Genomic DNA, 24,330 nt, shown 5'->3' on the forward strand with positions numbered 1-24,330 from the left:
GGTTTCGGTTCGTCGGGGTGACGACCGAACGGGAACATTTTCTTGCCAGTCGATCGCATATCCGCTCGCATGGAGGACATTTCCCTGGGCGTGCCGGAACCGATCCTCGACCAGTTGCCGGACAACGACGAGAGCGCGGCGGCGGACATGCAGAAAGCGGTCGCGGGCTGGGAGACCCAGTTCAACCGAATCCTCGAGGAGGCCGACGACGAGCGCGAGGCGGCCGGGCAGGTCCTCGAGGCGATCGATCGCTTCGAGGAGCGCTACGAGACCTACGACGCGTTCGTGCCGGAGTTGCGGGCGTGGGGCCAGTCGCCGATCTACGCGATCGCGTGGCGGACGCTGTACGCGGACGTGATCGCGCAGCTCCACGAGCACGAGGAGCTCGGCGAGCACCTCGACCGGGAGCGAAACCAGCGGCTGGTCGAGGACGGGATTCGACTGCAGGACCTGTAGCGACCGTCGGTCGGCGTTCCGGACCGATCGGCCGCCGAATCCCGTACTGTCGGCTCCCAAAACGTCAAATTCCGGGACTGCATAGAGACGGCATGAAGTTCGCTGTATCCCGCACCGGAACGACGCAGATCACTCTTCACGGGGGGTCCGATACGACCGCCTGCAACGAGGCGACGGCGACGCTCGCGGATACCCTCGAGTCCCTCGCGGACGAGGGACCGATCACCGACTGGGAGATCGAGGACGCGGCCGTGTACGAACATCCGACCGCACCCTTCGACCCGTACACGATCGCGCTCGAGTTCACCGTCGCGGTCACCGTCGAGGCCGACGACGCCGACGAGGCGACCGAGGTGGGCGCGACCGCGATCGACGAGGCGCTCGGGACTGCCGGCGTCGACTCCGTCTCGTACACGTCGTCGCCGGCGGCATCGACGGCCTGAGCGCGGTCCCGACCGCGGATCGGCGGCGTGAATCGCGGGAATCGACGACGCCATCGCCCGGACTTATGTCGTCCGAACGCGTTTGGACGGTATGGAAATCGATCTCCGGTTCTTCGCTACCTTCCGTGAGGCCGTCGGCCAGAAAGAGCGAACGCGAACCGTCGACGACGACGCGACCGTCGGCGACGTGCTCGGCGAACTCGAGGCCGAGTACGACGGGCTCGCGGGACAGTTAGTCGAGGGCGGGACGATCCGACCGCAGCTGAGCGTGTTGAAGAACGGCCGTAACGTGGTTCACATGGAGGGAGTCGACACGTCGCTGGAACCGGGCGACGTGGTGTCGGTGTTTCCGCCGGTCGCCGGCGGATGATCGGCCGCCGACGGTCACAGCGGCGTATTCGGAATTACCTAGACCTTTTCTCCGTCTGAATAATACCGACGCGTATGCTGGATACAGTCGTCGAACTGGTGCTCGAGCTGGGGTTCGACACGCTCCTCGATCGCAACGAGAACAGGACGCTCGCCCAGCAGCTCTGTCTGTTCGCCGGCCTCGTGTTCGTCCTGATCGCAATCGCCCTGTGGGTCACGAGCGGGCCGCTGTACGGACTCGCCGCGGGCGTCGTCGCGCTGGCACTGCTCCTCTACGGGGCGTAACCGAACGACGGAGTTCGCGGGACTCGATCGAGACGACCGCCTGCCGGGGGCGATTTCGAGAACGCTTTAGGCCTCGTTCGACTCGAGGCGAACGTGACGCGAACCGACGGCGACGAGACAGATCCCAGCCCGGGTGCGCACGCCGACCGAGCGTCGGACGAGCCGGCGGCCGATAGCGGATCGCCGGTAGCGGACGGCCGCGAGACGATAACCTTCGACCGAGCGGGGGTCCGCGCCGGCTTTCTGACCTGTGTCCCGGTCGCGCTCGGCGTCGGCGGCTACGGCGTCGCGTTCGGGATGCTCGCCCGTCGAGCCGGGCTGAGCGTCGCCGAGGCGACGCTGATGAGCGCGACGGTTCTCGCGGGTGCCGCCCAGATCGTCGCCGTCGAACTCTGGGCGGAGCCGCTCCCGGTCGCGACGATCGTCGTCACGACGCTCGCGATCAACCTGCGGTACTCGCTGATGGGCGCGGCGTTGGGCCCCTGGCTCGAGCGGCTCTCGCCGCTCCGAAGCTACGGGAGCCTCCTGCTGATGGCCGACGAGAACTGGGCGCTGACGATGCGCGATCTCAAGTCCGGCAGCGGCCGGGGGGCGTTCCTCCTGGGAACCGGGATCGCGATCTGGTGTTTCTGGGTCGCGTCGACGATCGTCGGGGCGGCCGCCGGCGGCGCGATCGGCGATCCGGCCCAGTACGGCATCGACTTCGTCCTGACGGCGGTGTTCGTCGCGCTCGCGACCGACCTCTGGGAGGGGCGCTCGACGCTCCTCCCGTGGCTCGTCGCGCTCGCGATCGCCGTCGCCGCTGCGGAGTTCCTGCCGGGCCGGTGGTACATCCTGCTCGGCGGGCTCGCAGCCGCGGCGGTGGAGGTGATCCGCCATGGTCGGTGAGGGGGCGTTCGCGCTCGATCCGCTCGTCGTCGGCGTCATCCTCGCGATGACGCTCGTGACGGCGCTGACGAAGGTCGGCGGCCTCTGGCTCCTGCGCCGGATCGAGGTGAGCGAGCGATTCGAGGCGGGACTTTCGGTCCTGCCGGGGGCCATCGTGATCGCGATCCTCGCACCGGAGTTGGCGGCGGGCGGGCCGGCCGAGTGGAGCGCTGCCGGAATCGTCGTGGTGGTCATGTGGCGAACGGAGAGCATCCTGCTGTCGCTGTGTGGCGGCGTCGGGGCCGTGGTCCTGTTCCGAGCAATTGGGTGACTGACACGCCGTTACCGGCGAACGTGACTTTATGCGTCCGGCGGTCGAACTCGACGGCATGGTAGCTCGTGTCAGTCGCTCTTTTCGCGGGATCTCCGAACGGCTCGTGGTCCGGTATTTGACGAATCTGGGCGGCGAACAGGTCGCCGAGGACACCGTCGAGGGAGAAGACTGGAGCGCGACCTTTTCCTCGGAGAAAGTCGACGTCGGGCCCTCGTTGCAACTGACCGAGATCACGATCGCCTTCGAGGGCGATGAAGACACCCTCGATCCCCTCGTCGAGAAGTTCGCACAGAAGGCGATGCGCGCGGGTGGATAAATGGCGGGCGAGCCGATCGAGGGGCAGGTCCTCCTGCTCACCGCGGCCAAGGCGAGCGTGCCGGGGACCCGCCTGCCCGACCTGATCGAGCGCGCTCAGGTAGCGCTCGCCCCGGCGCTCGAGCGGTATCGACGGGAGTACGAACGGCTCTACGCGGGGGAGGACCTCGAGATATTCCTCGTCGACTGGGGCCACTGGGAAGAGGTCGGCGACGAGATCGGCGTGACCGACCGCGAGCTCTCGGCGATCCGCCGGGCACACGAAGAACAGTTGCTGCGGATCGGCCGGCGGACGGACCGCGAAGACGAGTTCGAAACGGCGCTCGAGATCCGGGAACCGGTCGTCATCGGGACCGACGCGGATGAGACCCCCGAGAGCGAGACGAACGGTGACGACGGCGAGTATCCCGGGTGAGATCGAATGCGACGCGCCGCGGTGCGCTGGCACCGTCGCGGCGACGCTCCTCGCGGTCGATGGCAACTATAAAGATCGTGTTTCACCTTTGGCAAACCACTGAAACGATGGCTATCGACCAGGAGACCGAAATGACCGACGCCGAGATCGACGACTTCCTCACTCGTCACGAGACGGGGGTGTTGTCGCTCGCGCGCACGGACGAACCCTATGCGATTCCGATCTCGTACGGCTACGACGACGACGAGCGGGAGTTCTACATGCGGATGGTATCGACGCCCGACAGCGAGAAGCGCCAGTTCCTCGAGTCGACGCCCCAGGCGCGACTCGTCGTTTACGACGAAGCGGACTCGACATACCGGAGCGTTATCGCCACCGGCGAGCTCGAGAGCATCGAGCCGTCGGATCTGACGCCGGACCAGATCGCCCAGTACGGCGAGGCGAAGCGGCCGCTGTTCGAGATCTGGGCCGACGGAAAAGACGAACTGAACATCGAACTCTACCGTCTCGTACCGGCGACGCTCGGCGGGCGGCGAACGGAAATCGATCGCGAGGAGTGAGAAGGGGAGTCGGAGCGGCGGCCGTCAGGTGGGATTAGTTCGTCTCTTGTTCTGCGACGAAATCCGACGATCCGACCGACGCGCTACAGACCGGGCAGCCGTGCGATAGCGTGGCCTCACGCATCGATTCGTTGACCTCGATCTCCTGCCCGCACTCCGGGCACGTGAACTCGTATCTACTCATGTCGGGTGGTGAGTCGCGTGAAACTTCGGCCGTCTACCGTATAGCTGTAGGTCCAGTATATATAGGGTTGCGGTTCGATGCCGTCGACCTGTAGGTCCCGATACGTTCATGTAGCTCGAGTCGACGCTCGTCGCCGTCCCGGTACCGCTCGAGTCGCGACCACCTCGAGCGGGGTCTCACTCGTGATCCAGAATCGCATCCAGCAGCTTCGTCTGGGCCGCTGCGAGGTGTTCGGTGAACGTCGTCCCGGTGATGTCGAGCTCGTCGGCGACCTCGCCGGCATTGGCCCGCTTGGGGTGTTCGAAGTAGCCCATCCGGTGGGCCGTCTCGAGGACCTCGGTCTGACGGTCGGTCAGCGTGCTCCGGTCGACGAAGACGAGGTTTCGGTCGTCGTGGTCCTGCTGGGACTGGAGGAGTCGCTGGACGTCGAGCGTCGCGTAGCGCTCGCGCAGGTCACCGATGATGGCCTGGAGGCCCTGCATATCCGGCGCGTGAAAGGTCAGGTAGAGCGACGCGCCCTGCGTCCGGATGTCGACGACCGGACAGTCGTGGGCCTCGATACACTCACAGGGACAGCCATGGCCGAGCTCTCGCTGGAATCGGTAGACCGAACTCGAGCCGTAGGCGAAGATCGACGACAGCTCCGCGTCGACGTCGAACTCGTCCGGATAGGTCTCGGCCTCGAGCATGAACTCCTCGGTTACGCGCTCGGGTGCGGACGGGTTCGTGCTCCGCGAGACGGAGGTGACCTTCCCGTCCGTCTCGGCCGACGCTTGCGCGACGACGCAGTCGGGCGGGTCGTCGATTTTTATCTCCGCGCGAATCCCCGAAGCCATTACTCTCTGCTGGGGAGTCCGGCCCCCTAAACCCTGCGTCCGCGACGCGAACCCCGACCGAACGTCTTCGCCCGAGCGCCGGCTCGAAAACCCGTGTTAGCTCGTCTCACGGAGCGGTTTCGACGACCCCATATAAAGAACCCTGTATTTATTGGGACTCATTTGGAGGGGGCCGGGTCGGTACTAGAAGGTGTAACAGATGTCCGCTACGAACTCCGACGCCCGGCGAGGCTGGCACAGCGACGATCAGACCGACCCGCAAGCCGTTCTCACTGCGCTTGACGACGACGCCTGCCGGGCCATCCTCGAGGCGACGGCCGAGGAGTCGCTGACGGCGACGGAAGTGTCCGAGCAGTGCGATATCCCGATGTCGACCGCCTACCGGAAGGTCGAACTCCTGACGGAAGCCGACCTGGTCGAAGAGCAGGTCCGGATCAACACCTCCGGGAAGCACGCGACCGAGTACCGCAAGTGCTTCGACGACGTACTGGTCTCGATCGACGACGGCAACATCGAAATCGAGATGACCACGCCCGACGCCGACGCAGACACCGACGCCGGCGCGTCCTACGCCGTTGCCGACGACTGATCGGTCGGCGGAAGACGCGAAATCCGCCGTCAACACCGATCGGGTCGCAGTATAGCGGACGGCACGATCGGCCGTCGATCGTCTCTTCTCGCGTATCGTCGTTCTCCCTCGCTCCGAGTTCACCGGATCGCTCGAGCCGGCGATCACGACCGTCCGCCGATCACGCGACGACGTCGAACAGGAGCATGGGCGGTTGGGTGCCCGTCTGTGAGCCCATATCGAGGACGAACGTGGCGACTACGGCGGCGATGACGAGGATCCCGGGAAGCATGAACACCACTACCGGGAGGGCGGCGGCGATCACGGCTTTTCCGGTCGAGATGTCGTGAAACGTCGACAGTCCCTTGATCTGGAGATACAGACCGTAGAACCCGAGTGCGATGTTGACGAGCGGGAACCACCACAGCCCGTACCGGACGACCGTCGGGAACGCGTACGCCTCGAACGTCTTCGCGATACCTCGTGCACCGAAGAGATACACGACACCGTGAGCGAGTACCGCTTCGACGAGCCCCAGGATCCAGTACGCGATTCCGAACGCCAGGAAAATCACCACACCGACGGCTGCCTCGCCCGGTGCTGTAATGTTCAGCGCTGCAGTGAGCACCGCAGCCGGCAGCATGACAGCGAGGTAGGAAATCAGCATGAACGCGATCGGATATCCGATCCCGTGGCTCTCGTTGTACTCCGAAAAGAAGGTTCCCGGATCGTTGATCATGTACCCGTTCACGCCCTTCCACTGGTTCAGTAGACTCATACAACTACATACGAATAGGATTATAATAATGTAACGGATACTTAGACTATCCCGTTTAGAAGGGTCTCGAGGACTGAGAAGTCACGACCCGAATATACTGGCCGAGGAATGACAATTACTAGTGCCCATATTTAATGAGAGGTGTCCGACGGGTTGGATGGACGGACTACCGTCGTACCACTAATTACTGTCGTCGATCTGTGACCGTGCCGGAGCAAAATAATCGGTGGAACCGACGGCTCGAGGCTGCCGTCAGTCGTCGCTCGGTGCCGCCGCGCCGCCGCCGCCACTGACGCCGGTTCCGGGTCCGACCTCGATCCCGAGGTCGTCGAGTTTCTCGTCGGGGACGACGCCGTCGACCCAGCCGCGGTGCTCGTAGTACTCGGCCTTCATCTCGTCGAGTTCGCAGTACTCGCCCTCGCTGGCACCCTGGCCGCGGATGCCGTCCTCGAGGAAGCGCTCGGGAAGCGAGTCGTCCGCACCGTCGAAGCCGTTGAGGTTGTTGTAGTAGCGCTCGAGGGTGTAGATCCGCTCGCCGGCCTCGAGGAGGTCCTCCTCGGAGACGTCGCGGCCGGTCATCCCGTTGTACTGGTTGACGTACTCCTCGATCCCTTCGGCGAACGCGTTGAACTTGCAGATGTCGAAGGAGTCGCTGATCGCGTGGAGGTCCTGGAACTGGGCGGTGAGCTCGCCCTTGCCCTCGTACGCGTAGGGGTCGACCTTCTCGGGGACGCCGAGGATCTCCGCGGCGGGCGTGTACCCGCGCAGATGGCAGGCCCCGCGGTTCGACGTGGCGTAGCCGATACCCATCCCTTTCATGCAGCGCGGGTCGTAGGCGGCGATCGTCTGCCCCTTGACCGCCAGTGAGTTCTCGTGGGCGTCTCTTCGTTCGGCGACCCGGCGCGGCCCCTCGGCCAACAGATCCGCGAGGTCACCCTCGCGGCGGCCGATCTGCTCGATCAGATCGATCATCGTCTCGGTGTCTCCCCACTCGAGCTCGCCCACGTCCTCGAGTTTACCCTCCTCGGACATCTCCATGGCCATCGCCATCATGTTGCCCGCGTCGATGGTGTCGATGCCCATGTCGTTACACCGGTCGAGCATGACGGCGATCTCGTCGCGCTCGGTGTGACCGGAGTTCGGCCCCAGCGCGTAGGCCGTCTCGTACTCGTAGGACTCCGTCTCGACGTTCAGCTCCTCGCCCTTGTGCATCACGTCGACTTCGACTTCCTTCTTGCAGGCGACGGGACAGGAGTGACAGGTCGGCTCGTCCACGAGGATGTTCTCGCGGACGTTCTCGCCGGAGACGCGCTCGGCGTCGATGTCGACGCCCTCCGCGTCGCGCATGCTTTCGGTCGACGTGTACTTCCCGTTCTTCGTGGGAAGCCCGTCCATCTCCTCGCCGATGTTCATCAGGACGTTCGTCCCGTACAGCGAGAGGCCGCCCTCGTTGGGTGCGGTGACCTCCGACTCCGTGATCGCCTGCATCGCCTGCTGGTGTCCCTCCTTGAACGTCTCCGGGTCCGCCGGCTTGGGCATCTTCGTGGTCGATTTGATCACGATCGCCTTGAGGTTCTTCGACCCCATCACGCAGCCCGTGCCGCCGCGACCCGAGGCCCGGTCGTCCTCGTTCATAATACAGGCGTACTTGACGCCGTTCTCGCCGCCGGGTCCGATGGCCATCAGCGAGAGGTTCTTGCCGTAGGCACCCTCGTGTTCCTCCTCGAGCTGATCTCGCGTGTCGTGGACGCCCTTCCCCCAGAGGTGGGAGGCGTCCCGGAGTTCGACCTCGCCGTCCTCGACGTAGGCGTAAACCGGCTCGTCGGCTTCCCCCTCGAAAGTCAGGCCGTCGAAGCCGGCCCACTTGAGTCGGGCCCCCGACCAGCCGCCGTGGTGACTGTCGGTGATCGTCCCGGTCAGCGGCGACTTCGTACAGACGGCGATCCGGCCGCTCATCGTGACCTGCGTCCCAGACAGCGGGCCGTTCATGAACGCCAGCAGATTGTCGGGCCCGAGCGGATCGACGTCCGGTCCCTGGTCGAAGACGTACTTCGCCCCCAGTCCTCGAGCGCCGATGTATTTTTTCGCATCCTCGTCGTCGATCGACTCGTACGCGACCTCCCCCTCGGAGAGATCGATCCGAGCGACTCTGTCTTGAAATCCGCCGAGTTCTGTCATAGTAACCGTTCGCTCTTGTATACGGTCTCTATTGTGTTAGTCGTTCTCAGTCAAATGTAACCATCATTCGTTACGCAGGTCCGAACCGAGTCGATCGACTCATCGCTCGAGGGGCCGACGGCGACGCGAGACCGAGCGCCCGCCGTGCCGGGACGTACCGCGGAGAGGTAACCGTCACTACTCACGTCTCGATCGGCGAGAGCGTCGTTGCGGGGGCGGCGGGCACCTCGGTGTCCGGGCGGTCACAACAGGAGTGCGACCACCGCGAGGATGATGAAGATCAGCACGAAGATCCGCGCGATCTCCATCGAGATTCCGGCGACGCCGCGGGCACCGACGGCGGCGGCGACGATCGCGAGGACGAAGAAAATGATCGCCCAGTACAGGAACCCGCCGCCACCGATCTGAAGCGGAGTTGCGAAGGTCAGCATACCGACGACTCCCACGACGAGACATATAAACGCCGGCCACCGTCGAACACAGTTTTCGGCTCTAAGTGGTTGCTACAGGCTTCGAGACGTGACTATCACCGCTCCCGGGACGCTACGCGTCCCCGAAGAAGGCGCGACACAGTTTCGCCTCGGCCGTCCGCAGGTGCTCGTGGAAGGTCGGCCGCGAGACGCCCATCGACTGGGCGAGTTCCTCCCCGGTCGTCGGCCGGGGCCACTCGAAGTAGCCGCCGAGGTACGCCCGCTGTAACGCGCCGAACTGGCGGTCCGTCAGCGCCTCCTCGAGCCGAGCGGCGAACTCCTGGCGGGTTTCGCCGTCGCGTTCGCGCTGCTGGAAGGAGACGACGTCGGTCCCGTCGTAGCGGTCCTCGACGGCCTCGACGATCGAGCGGACGTTCGCCGATCGCGGAATCTCGAGGGTGAGGCGGGCGCGACCCGCCTCGCTCTCGATCGCCTGCGTTCGCACGCCGCGCTCGGAGAGCCAGCCGACGAGGTCGTCGTCGCTCGTCAGTTCGACGAGGCACTCGTCCTCGCGCTCGACGACGATCCGGCAGTCGACGTCGGAGAGGTCGGCGGCGGCGGCGCGGATCTCGTCGGCGCTCGCGCCGGTGACGGTAAACAGCGACGCCGTCTCGTCGTCGGTCCGGTGGACCGAGCGGCGGTACTCGAGTCGGCAGTCCGCCTCGGCGGAGAGGGCGACGGGAGCGAGGGCGCGGTCGGTCACCTCGAGTTCGACCGCGACGACGGCGTCGGTCGCGAGCATGCGGCTGGTTTCGCGGGCGTTGACGCCGCTCGCGACCGCGCGGGCGAGCGCGGAGAGGATCACCGTCTCGCGGTCGTCGACGGCGCGGTCCCGGTTCATCAGCACCGTCAGGACGCCGTACTCGATGCCGTTGTACGAGAGCGGGAACGCGGCGTACGTCGTTCCGTCGACCGCATCGACGGTCGACTCGTTCGTCGCGACCGTCTCGACGGCGGGGTGGTCGGTGTCCGTCGCGATGTGCCTGTCGTCGGGTTCGACCCCGGCGCTCGAGCGGACGTCGATCGTACCGGTCGCGGGGTTTCGCTCGCCGATCCAGGCCCCGTCGTAGGCATCTTCCTCGGCGATTCGCGCGCAGACCTCGGCCTCGAGCTCCGAGCGGTCCGTCGAGCCGGCGACGACGGCGGTGACGTCCTGGATCAGTCCGCCGACCCGATCGAGGATGTACTCGAGTTCCTCGGTGCGGCGCTCGAGCGCGAGTTCGGCCTCCTTGCGCGCGGTGATCTCGTTCTGGAAGCCGACGTAGTTGGTCACGTTGCCGTCCTCGTCCCGGACGGGGGCGATCGTCACCTCGTTCCAGAACTCGGTGCCGTCCTTGCGGTAGTTCTTGAGTTCCACGGTGACCGGGTGATCCTCGTCGATCGCTTTCGCCATCTCGGCGATCGCCTCCTCGTCGGAGTCCTCGCCCTGCAGGAACCGACAGTTCCGGCCGACGACCTCGTCGTACTCGTAGCCCGTCATCGCCTCGTAGGCCTCGTTGACGTACACCAGCGGGTTGTCCTCGAGATCGGGATCCGAAATGGTGATTCCGACGGGTGCCTCCTCGAGCGCGCGGTCTTTGACCAGTCGGTCGCTCGTGCCCGATAGCGAGGGGGTGTCGGTGCCCTCGCGGGCGTCGGGATCGGCACCGTTGCGGTCGAACGTGATCGTCGCCCCGTTTGCCCCCCGATGGATACGCACGGTCTCCCGATCGTCGAAATCGACCCGTCGGGCGGTGCCGACGGTCGTCTCGTCGATCGCCGCCGCGAGCCGGTCCCACCGTGCACCGAGTGCAGTCGCCGCGTCCCGATCGGCGTCGCCGAGGTCGAACGCCGCCCGGGCGGCCTCGTTCACGTACGTGATCGTCCCGTCGGCGACCGCCACGACCGGATCGACCACGTGCTCGAGGGCTCGAACCGCTGCCGCGGCGTCACCACCGGTGCCACCACGCTCGGTGTCGACATCGTCCATAGCTCCCTCTAGGGGAGGATCCATAAGAACCGTTGTGATTAGGGACGGGGTCACTGACGGCAGCGCAGGCTAGAATGTTATGTAGTAACGCGGTGTACGATAACACATGTCAGTACATCGATCGCCGTTCGAGCGCCTCCGGGAGAAGTTCGACGAGTCGGAGCTGCGCTGTCCGGCCTGTGGCTACGTCGACACCGAAGGCGGCTGGCGAGTCACCACCTCGGGCGGGCGCGTCCGCTATCAGTTCGTCTGCCCGACGTGCGACGCCGTCGAAACGAGGGAGCTGCGGCTGGACTGACGGCCCCGAGCCGCGACCGTCGACTCGAGGTACCGTTCTCGGCAGTGGGTCCGTGTCGGAAGCGCGCGATCAGCGACTCGGTCGTCGGGACGACGGCCGCCGTTCTATCACGAAACCAATGATTTTCGACACGAGCGCGCCGTATCGGGTCGAGCGGCCCGATACGGAGACGGGACGGCGGTCACGGATCGGCTGTAAACGGCCGATTCAACGCGACAACGGTCGCTGTAGACGCAATAATCCCGTAACAGTCGGCCCGTTTTAGCCCCGCGACGGCGGTACGTCAGCGCGTATGGCTTCACAATCGCGAACGCTCGGCGTCGCGGTCGTCGCGTTGCTGGTCGTGCTCTCGGGGGGTCCCGCCCTCGTCGGTGGCACACCGGCGCCCGCGGACGACGACGCCGGAGACATGGGCGAGACGAGCGCAACGCTTGCAAACGTGCAGGTCGACACGCTGGAACTCGAGAACGTCACGATCGAGAACGCCACGATCGAGGAACTCGAGATCCGGCAACTGGCCGGGCAGGGCGGTGAGGACCTCCTGCAGCGACTGAACGAAAGCGACGGGAATCAGACCGCGGACAACCAGTCCGACGCGAACCAGACAACGGACAACCAGACCGCACAGGGCGTGCTGATTTCGAACGCTTCCTTCGAAATGCTGGCGCTGGGGAACGTCTCCGTCGAGGACCTCCAGACGGGCGGCAATATGGACGGCGCGAACGAGACCGCTCCCGGAAACGAATCGTCGACCGGTATCGATCAGCTGATCGACGAGGGGAGCGACAACGTCACGGTGCAGAACATGACGATCGAGTCGATGAGCACTGAGCGAATGACGATCGACGAGTTGACCGTCGACGAAGACGGCGGGGGAATCCTCTCGGGGATCTCCGACTTCGTCGGCGGGCTGTTCGGCGGCGACGGCGGCGACGGCGGAGCCAACGCGACCGAGAACGGAACCGCCCAGGAGATCGACGAACTGACCGTCGAACAGTTCGACGTCGACGAGATCACGGTCGAGTCGATGGCCGTCGGCAGCCTCGAGACGCAGGCGGCCGGGAACCAGACGGCCGAGAACGAGACGCAGAACGAGACCGCCGGAAACGAGACGGCGACGGGCGAGAACGCGACCCAGAACGAGACCACCGAGAACGAGACGGCGACGGGCGAGAACGCAACCCAGAACGAGACCGCCGAGAACGAGACGGCGATGGCCGGCAACGCGACTCAAACCGAGACGGCGACGGACGAGACGATCCCGTCGCTCTCTGCGGGATCGATGACGATCGAGAACGTCTCGGCGAACACCGTCACCGTCGGTGACAGCGAACCGCTCGAGGAGTCGGTCGAGCCGCCGGCAGGAAACGAGACCGCCAACGAGACCGCGAACGAGAGCGACAACGAAACCGCGTCACTCGGCGCGCTCGGCTGATCGAAGCGCGGGAAACTGGTGGACACACCGTCGGGTCGACGCGGCGTCGACCGTCGGTTCCGCCCGGATCACTGGCTCTCATCCGGGCTGCCCTCCTCGTCGAACAGCCGGTAGTACGAGAGGGCGAGGACCGTCCGTCCGTCCCGGATCTCGCCGTCGGCGACCGCGTCGGTCAGTTCCTCGAGCGAGCGCCCGGTCACGCGAATGCTCTCGTTTTCGTCGAGTCGCTGTTCGGCGGTCGGCCGGCAGCCGCGAGCGACGAAGACGTGCAAGACGGAATCCGCGATTCCGTTGGCCGGCTCGACGGTCACCAGCGGCTCGAGGGCGTCGGCTTCGTGGCCGGTCTCTTCCGCGAGCTCGCGGCGCGCCGCGGCCTCGAGGTCGTCGTCCTCGGGTTCGACGCCGCCGACGGGAAGCCCGCGGTTGATCCGGGAGACGGCCTGTCGCCACTCCTCGATACAGACGACGTCGCCGTCGGGGGTGAACGGGAGGACGCAGACGCTCGGCGGTTCCGAGAGGTAATCGAACTCGTCGTCGGTCCCGTCGGGCAGTCGAACGGACTCGTTAACCACGTCGAAGCCGGGGCAGGAGTAGGCTACCTGGCGATCGCGAGTGTCCCAGGCGAGCGGGTCAGTCGGCATACCGGCCGGTAGGGCGGTCGACGTCAAAAAAACCGCGTCACGAAGGCGGGCTCGATGGCGGGGTACGGCGAACCAGGTATCGCCCCGTGTGGTACCGGTCGTCGTCGGTCCTACGCGGTGCGTTCCCGGTCGCACCGGACCCGTACCATCTCTATAACAAACCCACAGCACGGTGAACGTCGTCACTCAGAGGGTGATCCATGGACCAGCTAACTGGCTTCCAGCGAGACCTGTTGTACGTGATCGCGGGGAAAGACCGGCCGTCGGGGCAAGCGATTCTGGACGACATCAATAGTTACATCGACCAGCCGGTCACACACGGCCGGCTGTATCCGAATCTCGACACGCTCGTCGAGAAGGAACTCGTCGAGAAGGGACAGCTCGACCGACGGACGAATTACTACGCGTTGACGCCGAAAGGTCGACGCGCATTACAGCGGCGGCAGGAGTGGGTCGACCAGTACGTCGACGTGTAATCCCTCGCCGCGTTCTCTCCGGGAGTCAGTCGCCGCTAGCGCCTCGCTTCCGCGTCGCCGGCTCGTGACCCGCGGCCGATCTCCGGGCCCTCGAGGCGTCGCTCTCGTTCGGTCGGGAGCCAGGGTCGGAATGGAGTTCTAGACGTCCTCGAAGCTGATCGCCGCGAGGTCGGCCTCGAGGTCGTCGACGTGGGCGTTGAAGTCGGCGACGAACGCGGGCACGTCGTCGGCGAGCCGCCGGACCTCGGGAGCCGCCGGCGGACCGTACTGCGAGAGCAGATAAACACCGTCGGAGCCGCCGACGCGCAGGTAGGAGGCGAGGTCTTCCTCCCACTTCAGCTCCCAGCGGGTCCCCGAGATCGTCGCCGCGTAGGTGCCGTAGTCCCCGTCGTAGCGGTGGAGCTGGCTCGCCATCGCGTTACAGACGTCGCGGATCCGCTCGACGATGCGATCCCGCTCGGCGACCAGTTCCGCCGTCGATTCGACCGCGGGGAACTCGCCGGAGACGTCCTCGAGCATTCCCTCGAAGGACCGGACGTACTCGTTGTAGGCCTCGACGAACGCCCCGTAGTCGGCCATCGCCGTCTCGAGCGCCTCGGGCTCGGGCGGCTGCTTGCTCGAGACGACGTACGTCTCCGAGCCCGATTTCGGGTCGAATCGGAGGTACTGGACGTCGCCGGCCTCGTACTTGAGCGTCCAGCTGCCGCCGTCCGTATTGAACGTCTCCTGGCCGTAGTCGCCGCCCTGAAAGACGGCGAGTTCCCGCGCGATCTCGCCGGCGTGGGTCCGAACGCGGGCCGCCAGTTCGTCCCGTCGCTCGGCGACGTCGCCCATCTCCTCGACCTCCGTCTCGAGTCCCTCGGTCATTACTCGAGGAAGGAAGCGAGAGGGAGTAACGGTTGCGGATCGGCGATGCCTCTCGGGAGTCCGCTTCCGGACGGGTGACCGCCACGACCGCGGTTTAGTATGGACGGCTAGTCCGTTTCGCTACCGGGAGAACGGGTATCGCCGAGTGATCACTCGGATTCGTTGGTTTCGTTGGTCTCGTTGCCCTCGGTCTCGTTCATTCCGGTCTCGTTACCCTCAGTCTCGTTCATTCCGGTCTCGTTACCCTCAGTCTCGTTCATTCCGGTCTCGTTGGTTTCGTTCGTCTCGGTGTCGGCCGTCTCATCTTCAGTTTCGGTCGTCTCGGTGTCGGCCGTCTCGTCTTCGGTTTCGTCGTCTTCCTCGGTCTCGTTGTCGCCGTTCCCACCTGGACCACCGCAACCGGCAACGAGAGCGGTCGAAGCCGCGACACCTGTTAGCTGGACTACTCGCCGACGAGTCACCGGTTGTCGATCTGTCATACAGACCCAGTCAATGTCGAGGTGCATAAGCCGTCAGCCGACACTTGCGTGGTCAATGTCGTTCTCAGACCCGGATACGCACGGATACGAGAGCGTAGAGCGCGGAATTATTTCGGTCACGGTCGGCCGGAGTAGTTAGGCACCACGCACAAGAACGAGGCCGGCGAACGCGGTGGACGTGACCTCGATACCCGACGACTTCCACGACCTGTTCGAGACCGAAACGTTCGCGCACGTCGCGACCCTGACCGAAGACGGGCTTCCCCACGTCACGCCGGTGTGGATCGACTACGACGAGGGAGACGACCGGCTGCTGGTCAACACCGAACGCGGCCGCCAGAAGGAACGGAACGTCCAGCACAATCCCGCCGTCGGGGTCAGTATGACCGATCCCGACGATCCGTACCGGTTCCTCTCGGTGATCGGCGAGGTCGACGAAATCACGACCGACGGCGCTCGCGAACACATCGACGAACTGGCCCGGCGGTACATGGACGTCGACGAGTATCCCAACCCGATCGAAACCGAGCGCGTCCTCTTGCGGATCCGACCGGACCGGGTCCTGTAGGGCCGACGGGAGCGAGGGCGGTATCGTTCGGTCCCTCGAGCGATCGCGACGACGGCTGGTGGGCCCGTCACCCGGTACTGCGCATACGTATCCGATTCCCTAGATGGTGCGAGATTAATGGACAGCGGCGTGGACGGAGCGACCATGCAGACGGCATCCGACCTGCTCGTTACCTGTCTCGAGGCGGAAGGCGTCGATCGGGTCTTCGGGGTACCGGGCGAGGAGATCGAGGACCTGTTGTTCTCGTTGCGAGCGTCGTCGATCCGGTTCGTGCCGACGCGCCACGAGCAGGGGGCGGCGTTCATGGCCGACGTCCACGGGCGGTTGACCGGCGAGGCGGGCGTCTGCTGTTCGACGCTCGGTCCGGGCGCGACGAACCTGATGACCGGCGTCGCCGACGCGCAACTCGACAAGAGTCCGGTCGTCGCGATCACCGGTCAGGGCGACCGGGAGCGACTGCACAAGGAGAGCCACCAGGCGCTGGACGTCGTCGACGTCTTCGAACCCATCGTGGCCTGGAACTCCCAGATCGCCGAGCCCGAGATCGTCCCCGAGCTGGTCCGGAAGGCGTTCAAACTCGCCGAGTACGAGAAGCCGGGGGCGACTCACCTCGAGGTCCCCGAGGACGTCGCCGCCGCCGAGATCGACGGGGAACCGATCGAGCGGCGGGATCCGGTTCGCCGGCCCGATCCGGACGACGAGTCGGTCGAGCGAGCCGCGGCGCTGATCGACGAGGCGGAACGACCGATTATGCTGGCCGGGAACGGCGCGGTCCGGACCCGCGCGTCGGAGCACATTCGCGCCATCGTCGATCGCGTCGGGCTGCCGGTCGTCGAGACGTACATGGGCAAAGGCGCGATCTCGGACCGCGAGCCGGCGTCGCTGATGACGCTCGATTCGGGCCCCGACGAGGAGGCCGCGCGTGCGATTGAGCAGGCGGACTGCGTCGTCGCGGTCGGCTACGACATCGCGGAACACGACCCGGCGGGCTGGAACCCCGATCTCGAGAAGACGATCGTCCACGTCGACTACGAGCCCGCAGAGGTCTATCGCCACTACAACCCGGACGTCGAGATCGTCGCGGACGTCGGCGCGGCCCTCGCGGCCATCGACGACTCCCTGCCCGAAGAGGCGTGCTCCCTGTGGTGTGGGGACCTCCACGACCGCCTGCTCGAGTCGGTGACGGGGCCGCCGGCGGACGACGATCCGGTGACGGTGCGAAACGCGTTGCCGCTGTTGCGCGCGGCGATGGGCGATTCGGACGTGCTCGTCTCGGACGTCGGCAGTCACAAGATGGCGATCGCGCAGTCGTTCCCGACGTACGAGCCGAACACCTGCGTGATCTCGAACGGGCTGGCGAGCATGGGTATCGCCGTTCCCGGCGCGCTCGCGGCCGATCTGGTCGTCGAGTCGAACGTCGTCGCCGGTACCGGCGACGGCGGGTTCCTGATGAACGCGGCCGAACTCGAGACCGCGACGCGGCTGGACTGTGGTTTTACGACCGTCGTGTTCAACGACGACGATTACGGGCTCATTTCCGAGAAACAGGACGAGCACCGCGGCGAACACACCGGCACCGAGTTGACGAACCCCGATCTGGTGACGTTCGCCGAGAGCTTCGGGATCGACGCGTACCGACCCGAGAGCTGGGCGGCGGTCGAGGACGCGTTCGACGAGGCCGTCCCCTCCGACGAGCTGGCTGTGATCGAAATTCGACTCGAGTGAGGCGGCTCCACCGAGACCCCGGGCGGCGAGCGGTCGCTCGGACGCGGCCGCGACCGCCGCTCAGACCGTTCGCTGATAGGAACACTCGGGACAGTACAGCGAGTGCTTCGTGACGATCACTAAGCTCTCGCCGCACTGGCAGGGGCCACCGACGGACACGTCCGCCGTCGTTCGGACGACGTGTCGGAGCGTGTTCTCGAGCCGGACGAGGCGCTGTCCGTTCTCCTCAAGTTCCGCCTCGAGTTGGTGAAGCCGTCTGTGTGGCCGCTGGCGCTGTCTCGCGCCGTCCGGACGGAGTCGTCGACCCATACGTGCGTCATCACCCAGCCGCTGGAAGTGTCTTCGGGTCCGACGGAGATCCGGACTGTCAGGACCGGTCACGTGTCCGTCGCAGCGGCTCCCGGCGGACCGATCCCGCCCGGGTCACGAGTCCGCGATCGGACGACTGCGACGCAGCGAATACCTGCGGGCGGTCCGGGTAACTATTATACGTCCCTGTGTGGTTTTCCGTCGTAGCAACGCACGTCGAAAGAAAGGCGAGGACCGATACCCCGGTCGTCGGCAGCGCTCCCGCCGCGATCGATGCCGCCGACGGCGATCCGACCCCCCGTCCCGACTCTCATGCAGCACACGCCTCCGTACCGCACCGACCGCGGCCCGTTCTCGACGCGCTATCTCGAGGACGCCCTCCCCGAGACGACCGCGTGGAACGCGATCGACGCGGCCGACCTCCGCGAGACTCACGACGCCGTCAGCGCGTGCTGGGAGCGGAACGCGACGTCGAATCGGACCGACGCCGCTCGAGGCGAGTCGGTCGTCCGAGGGGTCGCTCGAGCGTTGAATATTCCGGTCCCGGAAGCCGACCGGGGAGAAACGGGCGGCGGCTGCGAGACGGATGCGGTCGCAGTCGCTCCCGTCGGGGAACGGGATCACTCGCTCGACACGTCCGGTCGAGATGCGGCCGATTGCGGGTTCCGGGTCCCCGATTACCGAATCCACGAGTTCCTGCGGGAAACGCCCGCCCGATGGGCCGTGCTCACGAACGGACGGCGGTGGCGTCTCTATCGCGCGTCGGGGATCCCCCGTCCGGACGCCTACTACGAGATCGACCTTCCGGCCGTGCTGGAACGCGACCGCGAGGCGTTCAAATACTTCTACTGTTTCTTTCGCCGCGAGGCGTTTCTCGACGGCGCAGACGGGACGTGCTTTTGCGACGAGGTCGCCAACGGGAGCGAGAGGTTCGCGGAGGAACTCGCCGCGGACCTCGAGGAAACCGCCGCCGACGCGCTCGCGGTGCTCGCCGAGGGGTTCCGTCGACACCCGGACAACGGCCTCGGCGACGACCCCGACGAGGAGACGCTCGAACTGCTGTCACGGAGTTCCCTCGTCTACCTCTACCGGCTGCTGTTCGGTTTCGCCGCCGAGCGCGAGAGCGACTCGCTCGCGGGGACCACCGACCGGGGCGAGCGAGCGGACGGTCTCCACTCGCTGAAACGCGAGATCGCGACGAAACTCGACGGTCCGGAGCCGGCGTACCGGCTCGATACCGACGACCTCCAGACGCGGCTCGACGATCTGTTCGAGCGCATCGACGAGAAACGGACGCCGGACACGTCCGATACGGGCGGCGCTCTCCCGACGGCCGGCGGCTGGCTGTTCGACACTGCACCCGACGACGACGCGCGTCGAGAGCTGCGATTCCTCGCCACGCACGCGATCGGCGACGCGTTCCTGGCGACCGCGATCGACCGACTGGCTCGACGGCCGACCCCGACCGACGGCGACGCCGCGAGCGACCGACCGTTCGTCGACTACTCCGCGCTCGACGCGCGCCGGCTCGGCGATCTCTACGAGGGACTGCTCGAGCGGACGCTCACCGTCGCCGACGAGCCGTCGGCACTGGAAGACGGGGGAGAGTCGAGCGGCGCCGACGCCGTCGAGGAGCTGGTGGGCACCGGCGGTGTCCGCCTGACGACGGAACGCGGCGAACGGAAGACCACGGGGTCGTACTACACGCCGGCGTCCGTCGTCGAGTACATCGTCGAGCACACGCTCGAGCCTCTGGTGACCGAGATTCGCGAGGACGTCCAAGCGACCCGCGACGACCGGGAGTTCGCCGCGGCGTTCGCCCGGAGCGTGTTCGATCTGGACGTCCTCGACCCGGCGATGGGGTGTGGCCGCTTCCTGACCCGTGTCGTCGAGTATCTCGCGTGCGAGATCCTCGACGCGCAAGCGGAACAGGCGGCTCGAGCGGGGCCGGCGACGATCGAGGCGTCGCGCGACGTCCACTGGGCGCGCCGGCGGGTCGCCGAGCGGTGTCCGTACGGCGTCGACCGCGACCCGATCGCCGTCGAACTCGCGAGACTGTCGCTGTGGCTCCGGACGCTGCCGGCCGAGCGGCCGCCGGCGTCGCTCGGTCACCGCCTGCGATCCGGGAACGCGCTCGTCGGCTGCGACCGCGAGGCGATCGACGAGCTGGCACCGGCGATCCGCGATCGGGACGGGACTACAACGGGGGCCGAGCCCGCGAGCCGAGGGGAGTTCGAGGGAGGACCCGCCGGGGTCCGGGGACGCCGAAGCCGACGCTACCGGCGGCTCGAGGCCATGGCGAATGTCCGAACGGCGCTCGAGTTCGGGCTGGACGGGGTGCCCGACGACGCGGTCGAACGCATGGCGGCCGCAGTGGACGACGCGGAGGCGTGGGACCGGCTCGCTCGAGAAGAGTGGTTCGACGACGCCCAGCAGCGCGCCGACGCCGAGGGGTACTTCCACTGGCCGCTGGCGTTCCCCGAGATACTCGGCGACGCGGGGGCGAGCGGGTCGACCGGGTTCGACGCCGTCGTCGGGAACCCGCCGTGGGTCGCGACGGCGGGCCGTACCGGCTGTAGCGCGAGTATGGACTCGCGCCTTCGGTCCTATCTCGCGGACGCGTTCGAGACGACCCGGGAGCAGTTCGACCTCTACGTCGCCTTCTACGAACAGGCCGTTCGGCGGTCGCGCGACGGCCGCGTCGGAATCGTCGTTCCCGATTCGATCCTCGTCCGAGACCAAAGCGAGCCGATCCGGGAGTTCGTGCTCGGCGAGACGCCGCTCTCGCGGCTCGTCCGAATCGGAACGGCGTTTCCCGGCGTCGAAACGGGTGCCGTCGTCTGTATCAGCGCCGAGGCTACGGGCGAGATCCGCTGTGCCGACGCGAGCGACCGATCGTCCCTGACGTCGCTGTCGTACGATCGGATTCCCGAACGCGTCTTCGAGGAACGGAACGCCACGCGATTCCTGCTCTCCCTCGACGAGGAGATGCGATCGATCGTCGAAACCGTCGAACAACACCCCCCGCTCGAGGCGTTCGCCACCGTCTCGCGCGGCGAAGAGCTCGGCAAACGGGCCGCGCGTCTGACCGCGAGCGGCGGCCCGGATCGCCGCCCGATCGTTCCCGGGAGTGCAGTGCATCGATACGGGCTCGAGGACGACGAGATCCGCTACATCCGGCCGGAAGACGTGGCGAAACGGGAGGAGATCTATCGGAGCCCGAAGCTCGTCTTCAGACAGACCGGCGACTCGCTCGTCGGGACCTACGACGCTGCCGACCGCGCGACGATCAAGTCGGCGTACACCGTCCGCACTGACTCGGGCTCGAGCGACGAACTCAAACACCTGCTCGGGGTGTTGAACTCGCCCCTGCTGAACTGCTATCACCACTACACCCGCGCCGCGTACCGCGCCGTGTTCCCGCAGATCAACCAGTCGACGGTCGACGCGTTTCCGATCGCACTCGAGGACGGGCCGGATCCGGCGCTCGTGGACGCAGTGGACGACCGGCTGGCGCTCACGAGCGAGCGATCGGGGATCTCGCCGGACGTCCTCGAGCACCTGGGCGAGTACGACGACGGCGACAGACTGGGTGATCTCGATGGCTGTCGGCGGGCTGTGGCGGTCGCGACGACAAAGCTCACGGCGACGACCGCGGAGTGGCCCGACCTCCGAATCGGTGCGGTCGACGTGCGGACGGCGGGATCGCCGGTCGTCGTGTCGGCGACCATTCGGTACAAACCGGACGACGCGTCCCGCGAGACCGATCGGTGGGGGTACGCGGAGACCGAACTGCGCCCCGCGCTCGAGATCTGCGGCGTCGGCGAGGAGCGACGGCTCCTCCTCGAGGCGTTCGTCCCCGCCGCCGTCGACAGGGGAAGCGGGTTCGCCGGGTTCAGGAACTACGCGACGAAGACGACCTCGCCGCTCGAGCGCGTCGCCGCCATCACGCTGCCCCGGCTCGCGGACGTCGCGGACGGTCTCCGGGAGTTCGAAGAGGCGCGCGCTCGCGCCGCGGCGCTGGACGAGCGGATCGCGACGATCGACGAGCGGATCGCGGATCGCGTGTTCGACCGCTACGGAGTGACGGGCGACGAACGAGCGCGGGTTCGCCGCGAGTTCGGCGGCGAAGACCGGACCCGCTGAGGGCCGTCCGGGTCCGACCCGACGGCCGTCGTTCGATCGGTCGTCCGCCGTTTCGGTCGGAGTATCGATTCGGCGCACCTTATCGTATCAAAGAGGACACAATTAGTGACTACGTCGGACAGAAGGATTATTCTGCGGAGAGACTCATGAAGAGGTATGTCCGAAACGGGATTCCGCAGTTATGTATTAACGCTGACTGTTCAGCGGAGTCGTGATACGACGTGACCGACGAGACGACAGTCGACCTGAATCGGCGAACGGTCCTCGGCGCGATGGCTGGTCTCAGCGGGACCGCCCTCGCCGGCTGTTCGGCGTTCGAACAGGGTGACGACGGCGAGACGAATCAGCTCGACGACGAGACGGCTCGAGAGTTGGCGACCCGGTTCGCCCCGACGCTGTACTTCGACAGCCGCGAGCCGTGGTTCCCGACCGATCCGGAGCCGTACACCAGCGAGCGCGACGGCGAGACGATCGTCGACGGGTTCGACGCCTTCGACGGCTACCACGAGCGATACAGCGACGGCGAGCCGCCGAACCCGACGGTCCTCTATCACGCCGTCGAGTACGAGGAGTCGCCCCTCGCCGTAGTCCAGTTCTGGTGTTACTCGGCGTTCGACCAGTTCACGACCAACTTCCACTGGCACGACTGGGAGGTGTTGCACGTCTTCGTGGACACGGAGACCGACGAGCCCCAGCTGTACGTCGCCAGCTCCCACTCCCGGAAGGTCCCCAACAACGAGTTTCTGGACCCCGACCCCGAGCTGGTCCCCCGAATCCTCTCGGAACTGGGCTCGCACTCGAGTGCGCTGTCCGTCAACGACGTTCCCGATCGGTTTCAGCGGATCGCCGACGGGGACCTGTTCGCGGACATCACGAACACGGCGATCGAGGGGATCGAGGACCTCGCCGACTACCCGCTGGCCTACGGCCTGCCGCGGGACGAGGGCTCGCGTCTCCCCTACCTCGTCCCGGAGTACGAGGGCGAGCCGATATACGAACATAAGAAGCTGCCGTCCGTCACCGAGGAGTCGCTCATCTCGGGCGACATAACCGTCCGATCGCTCGACGCGCTGACGTCGCCGCCGACGGACCTCCCGACCCGCGAAACGGGCCTCGTCTTCCAGCACGGCGAGCGGTCGGCCGACGCCGACATCGAGTACGAACTCGTCCCGAGCACCGAGCGCGAGCACATCGCCGAGTTCACCGGGCCGCAGTTGAGCTTCGAATTCGCCGTCCCGGACCTGGTCGAAGACGCGCTCGCGGGCCACCTCACGACGACGGGCACGCCGTGGAGCCAGCCCCGCTACGAGAACCCGGCCGCGGACATTTCGGTCCCCAACCACCGGGCCGAACTGGCCGATCGATACGACGCCATCGGCGACGCGGCCCCGATCAACACCGTCGTCAGCCGCGTCACGGACGCGGTCGCGAGCGAGGACGCGCCCGACGACGAGGGGTTAACCACAGTCGAGTCGAGCCTCGAGTCGGTCGTCCTCCTCGAGAGCGAGCCCGAGGCGGTCCCGACGTTCGGCGGCGTCGCGGTCGCACAGGACGTGCCGGCCGGCGACCACCGGCTGACGGTCAACGGGGCCGGAAAAGCGCCCCACAGCGAGCGGGTTAGCGTTTCGGACGGCGGTTCGACGACGGCCGCCGGCGTGGACGGCGAGATTCCGCTGGTCGCTCGCGATCGGGCGACGAAAGTGGAACTGGGCGACGACTCGGGGTCGACCGATCTCGCGGCGGTCGCCGTCGAGGACGACTTCGCCGGGCGGCTGTACGAGTCGCCGGCGGACGGGACCGACGCCGTCTACGTCCACGACGGCGGGGCCTACACGACCGAGGTCCGGGACGGCGACGACGCCGTCGGTGCGTATCGCGTCAACCCCGATCCGGATTCGGACTCGGGGGTTCGAATCGAGCGCCCCGAGACCGGGAAGGCGTCCCTCTCTGAGTTCGTCGCGGAGATCGCCGAGGAGACGCGTGCGGCGGTCGAATCCCGGACCGAAGGCGATTCCGACGATGACGATGACGACGATAACGGGTCGTCGAACGGCGTCAACGGACTCGAGCGCGCCCTCGCGGCCGTCGCCGAGTCCGCACAGCGGGCGGCCGAGCGCGCACGCGATTCCGATCGGGGCAACGCCGACAAGCAACTCGAGGCCGTCCGGAACCGCCTCGAGCGAGTGACGACGCGACTCGCGGAAGCGGAGGGCGAGATTCCGGACTCCCTCTCGAAGGCGACGGCGAACAGGCTCGAGCAGGCCGATCGGCGTTCCCGGCAGGCTCGCGACGCGGAGAAGCTCTGACGCTGGGAGGTGGGGCTTCGCCTCGAGACTGGACGCGGGACGTGGGGGTTTTC

General features: G+C 66.5%; 27 protein-coding genes. 17 read left to right on the forward strand and 10 right to left on the reverse strand.

Annotated features, from left to right (window positions below):
* Window positions 1–69 precede the first annotated feature (69 nt).
* From NDI89_RS08115 to NDI89_RS08155, 9 genes are all read left to right on the forward strand, one after another.
* Complete coding sequence (locus NDI89_RS08115) at window positions 70–456, forward strand: DUF7971 family protein (protein WP_226005501.1); 387 nt, start codon at window positions 70–72, stop codon at window positions 454–456.
* Window positions 457–548: 92 nt separating this feature from the next.
* A complete protein-coding gene (locus NDI89_RS08120) occupies window positions 549–899 on the forward strand; it encodes a hypothetical protein (RefSeq protein WP_277521028.1) in 351 nt (116 codons plus the stop codon).
* 91 nt (window positions 900–990) lie between these two features.
* A complete protein-coding gene (locus tag NDI89_RS08125; protein WP_277521029.1) occupies window positions 991–1,269 on the forward strand; it encodes a ubiquitin-like small modifier protein 1 in 279 nt (92 codons plus the stop codon).
* Window positions 1,270–1,343: 74 nt separating this feature from the next.
* Entirely contained in the window at window positions 1,344–1,553 is a 210-nt protein-coding gene (locus NDI89_RS08130; protein ID WP_277521030.1) for a hypothetical protein, read from the forward strand.
* Window positions 1,554–1,646: 93 nt separating this feature from the next.
* Complete coding sequence (locus tag NDI89_RS08135; RefSeq protein WP_277521031.1) at window positions 1,647–2,441, forward strand: AzlC family ABC transporter permease; 795 nt, start codon at window positions 1,647–1,649, stop codon at window positions 2,439–2,441.
* On the forward strand, window positions 2,431–2,751 hold the full coding sequence (locus NDI89_RS08140; RefSeq protein WP_277521032.1) for an AzlD family protein: 321 nt from the start codon (window positions 2,431–2,433) through the stop codon (window positions 2,749–2,751). The genes NDI89_RS08135 and NDI89_RS08140 overlap by 11 nt, the downstream gene beginning before the upstream one ends.
* A 58-nt stretch (window positions 2,752–2,809) precedes the next feature.
* Window positions 2,810–3,070, forward strand: coding sequence for a MoaD-like domain-containing protein (locus NDI89_RS08145; RefSeq protein ID WP_277521033.1), 261 nt, complete (start codon window positions 2,810–2,812; stop codon window positions 3,068–3,070).
* Window positions 3,071–3,484, forward strand: a complete 414-nt coding sequence (locus NDI89_RS08150) for a DUF8048 family protein (RefSeq protein WP_277521034.1) — start codon at window positions 3,071–3,073, stop codon at window positions 3,482–3,484. It begins immediately after the preceding gene.
* 107 nt (window positions 3,485–3,591) lie between these two features.
* The gene (locus NDI89_RS08155) at window positions 3,592–4,044 is read left to right on the forward strand and encodes a pyridoxamine 5'-phosphate oxidase family protein (protein WP_277521035.1); all 453 of its coding nucleotides are present in this window, start codon (window positions 3,592–3,594) and stop codon (window positions 4,042–4,044) included.
* A 34-nt stretch (window positions 4,045–4,078) separates the two neighbouring features.
* Here the strand turns inward: NDI89_RS08155 and NDI89_RS08160 are convergent, their stop codons facing one another.
* Window positions 4,079–4,228, reverse strand: a complete 150-nt coding sequence (locus NDI89_RS08160; protein ID WP_226005492.1) for a DUF7560 family zinc ribbon protein — start codon at window positions 4,226–4,228, stop codon at window positions 4,079–4,081.
* Window positions 4,229–4,404: 176 nt separating this feature from the next.
* The gene (locus NDI89_RS08165) at window positions 4,405–5,064 is read right to left on the reverse strand and encodes a helix-turn-helix domain-containing protein (RefSeq protein ID WP_277521036.1); all 660 of its coding nucleotides are present in this window, start codon (window positions 5,062–5,064) and stop codon (window positions 4,405–4,407) included.
* A 199-nt stretch (window positions 5,065–5,263) separates the two neighbouring features.
* On the opposite strand from NDI89_RS08165, the gene NDI89_RS08170 reads away from it, so the two are divergent.
* Complete coding sequence (locus NDI89_RS08170) at window positions 5,264–5,653, forward strand: winged helix-turn-helix domain-containing protein (protein ID WP_277521038.1); 390 nt, start codon at window positions 5,264–5,266, stop codon at window positions 5,651–5,653.
* Window positions 5,654–5,813: 160 nt separating this feature from the next.
* Here the strand turns inward: NDI89_RS08170 and NDI89_RS08175 are convergent, their stop codons facing one another.
* From NDI89_RS08175 to NDI89_RS08190, 4 genes are all read right to left on the reverse strand, one after another.
* Window positions 5,814–6,410: a YIP1 family protein gene (locus NDI89_RS08175; RefSeq protein WP_277521039.1), complete on the reverse strand. Its 597-nt coding sequence runs from the start codon at window positions 6,408–6,410 to the stop codon at window positions 5,814–5,816.
* 252 nt (window positions 6,411–6,662) lie between these two features.
* Window positions 6,663–8,588 (reverse strand): aldehyde ferredoxin oxidoreductase family protein, encoded by a 1,926-nt coding sequence (locus NDI89_RS08180; protein ID WP_277521040.1) that lies wholly within the window; start codon window positions 8,586–8,588, stop codon window positions 6,663–6,665.
* 242 nt (window positions 8,589–8,830) lie between these two features.
* Window positions 8,831–9,019 (reverse strand): DUF1328 family protein, encoded by a 189-nt coding sequence (locus tag NDI89_RS08185; RefSeq protein WP_277521041.1) that lies wholly within the window; start codon window positions 9,017–9,019, stop codon window positions 8,831–8,833.
* A 112-nt stretch (window positions 9,020–9,131) separates the two neighbouring features.
* A complete protein-coding gene (locus NDI89_RS08190) occupies window positions 9,132–11,027 on the reverse strand; it encodes a bacterio-opsin activator domain-containing protein (protein ID WP_277521042.1) in 1,896 nt (631 codons plus the stop codon).
* Between the two features lie 106 nt (window positions 11,028–11,133).
* Between NDI89_RS08190 and NDI89_RS08195 the strand changes: the two genes are divergently transcribed.
* Both NDI89_RS08195 and NDI89_RS08200 read left to right on the forward strand, forming a co-directional pair.
* On the forward strand, window positions 11,134–11,325 hold the full coding sequence (locus NDI89_RS08195) for an HVO_0649 family zinc finger protein (protein WP_277521043.1): 192 nt from the start codon (window positions 11,134–11,136) through the stop codon (window positions 11,323–11,325).
* Between the two features lie 292 nt (window positions 11,326–11,617).
* The gene (locus NDI89_RS08200) at window positions 11,618–12,760 is read left to right on the forward strand and encodes a hypothetical protein (protein WP_277521044.1); all 1,143 of its coding nucleotides are present in this window, start codon (window positions 11,618–11,620) and stop codon (window positions 12,758–12,760) included.
* A gap of 68 nt (window positions 12,761–12,828) precedes the next feature.
* Here the strand turns inward: NDI89_RS08200 and NDI89_RS08205 are convergent, their stop codons facing one another.
* Window positions 12,829–13,401, reverse strand: coding sequence for an NUDIX hydrolase (locus NDI89_RS08205; protein WP_277521045.1), 573 nt, complete (start codon window positions 13,399–13,401; stop codon window positions 12,829–12,831).
* Window positions 13,402–13,601: 200 nt separating this feature from the next.
* Here NDI89_RS08205 and NDI89_RS08210 point away from each other — a divergent pair, with 200 nt between their 5' ends.
* The gene (locus NDI89_RS08210) at window positions 13,602–13,877 is read left to right on the forward strand and encodes a PadR family transcriptional regulator (RefSeq protein WP_226005482.1); all 276 of its coding nucleotides are present in this window, start codon (window positions 13,602–13,604) and stop codon (window positions 13,875–13,877) included.
* Between the two features lie 138 nt (window positions 13,878–14,015).
* Here the strand turns inward: NDI89_RS08210 and NDI89_RS08215 are convergent, their stop codons facing one another.
* Both NDI89_RS08215 and NDI89_RS08220 read right to left on the reverse strand, forming a co-directional pair.
* Window positions 14,016–14,744 (reverse strand): profilin-fold protein, encoded by a 729-nt coding sequence (locus NDI89_RS08215; RefSeq protein WP_277521046.1) that lies wholly within the window; start codon window positions 14,742–14,744, stop codon window positions 14,016–14,018.
* A gap of 149 nt (window positions 14,745–14,893) precedes the next feature.
* Window positions 14,894–15,223, reverse strand: coding sequence for a hypothetical protein (locus tag NDI89_RS08220; protein ID WP_277521047.1), 330 nt, complete (start codon window positions 15,221–15,223; stop codon window positions 14,894–14,896).
* Window positions 15,224–15,401: 178 nt separating this feature from the next.
* Between NDI89_RS08220 and NDI89_RS08225 the strand changes: the two genes are divergently transcribed.
* Window positions 15,402–15,791, forward strand: coding sequence for a pyridoxamine 5'-phosphate oxidase family protein (locus tag NDI89_RS08225; protein ID WP_277521049.1), 390 nt, complete (start codon window positions 15,402–15,404; stop codon window positions 15,789–15,791).
* Window positions 15,792–15,935: 144 nt separating this feature from the next.
* Window positions 15,936–17,516, forward strand: a complete 1,581-nt coding sequence (locus NDI89_RS08230; protein ID WP_277521050.1) for an acetolactate synthase large subunit — start codon at window positions 15,936–15,938, stop codon at window positions 17,514–17,516.
* Window positions 17,517–17,576: 60 nt separating this feature from the next.
* Here the strand turns inward: NDI89_RS08230 and NDI89_RS08235 are convergent, their stop codons facing one another.
* Window positions 17,577–17,825, reverse strand: a complete 249-nt coding sequence (locus NDI89_RS08235) for a hypothetical protein (RefSeq protein ID WP_277521051.1) — start codon at window positions 17,823–17,825, stop codon at window positions 17,577–17,579.
* 312 nt (window positions 17,826–18,137) lie between these two features.
* On the opposite strand from NDI89_RS08235, the gene NDI89_RS08240 reads away from it, so the two are divergent.
* The gene (locus NDI89_RS08240) at window positions 18,138–21,971 is read left to right on the forward strand and encodes an Eco57I restriction-modification methylase domain-containing protein (protein WP_277521052.1); all 3,834 of its coding nucleotides are present in this window, start codon (window positions 18,138–18,140) and stop codon (window positions 21,969–21,971) included.
* 221 nt (window positions 21,972–22,192) lie between these two features.
* Complete coding sequence (locus tag NDI89_RS08245; protein WP_277521053.1) at window positions 22,193–24,277, forward strand: hypothetical protein; 2,085 nt, start codon at window positions 22,193–22,195, stop codon at window positions 24,275–24,277.
* Window positions 24,278–24,330: the final 53 nt, after the last annotated feature.

The sequence above is a fragment of the Natrinema salsiterrestre genome (assembly GCF_029502005.1).
Lineage (GTDB): Archaea > Halobacteriota > Halobacteria > Halobacteriales > Natrialbaceae > Natrinema > Natrinema salsiterrestre.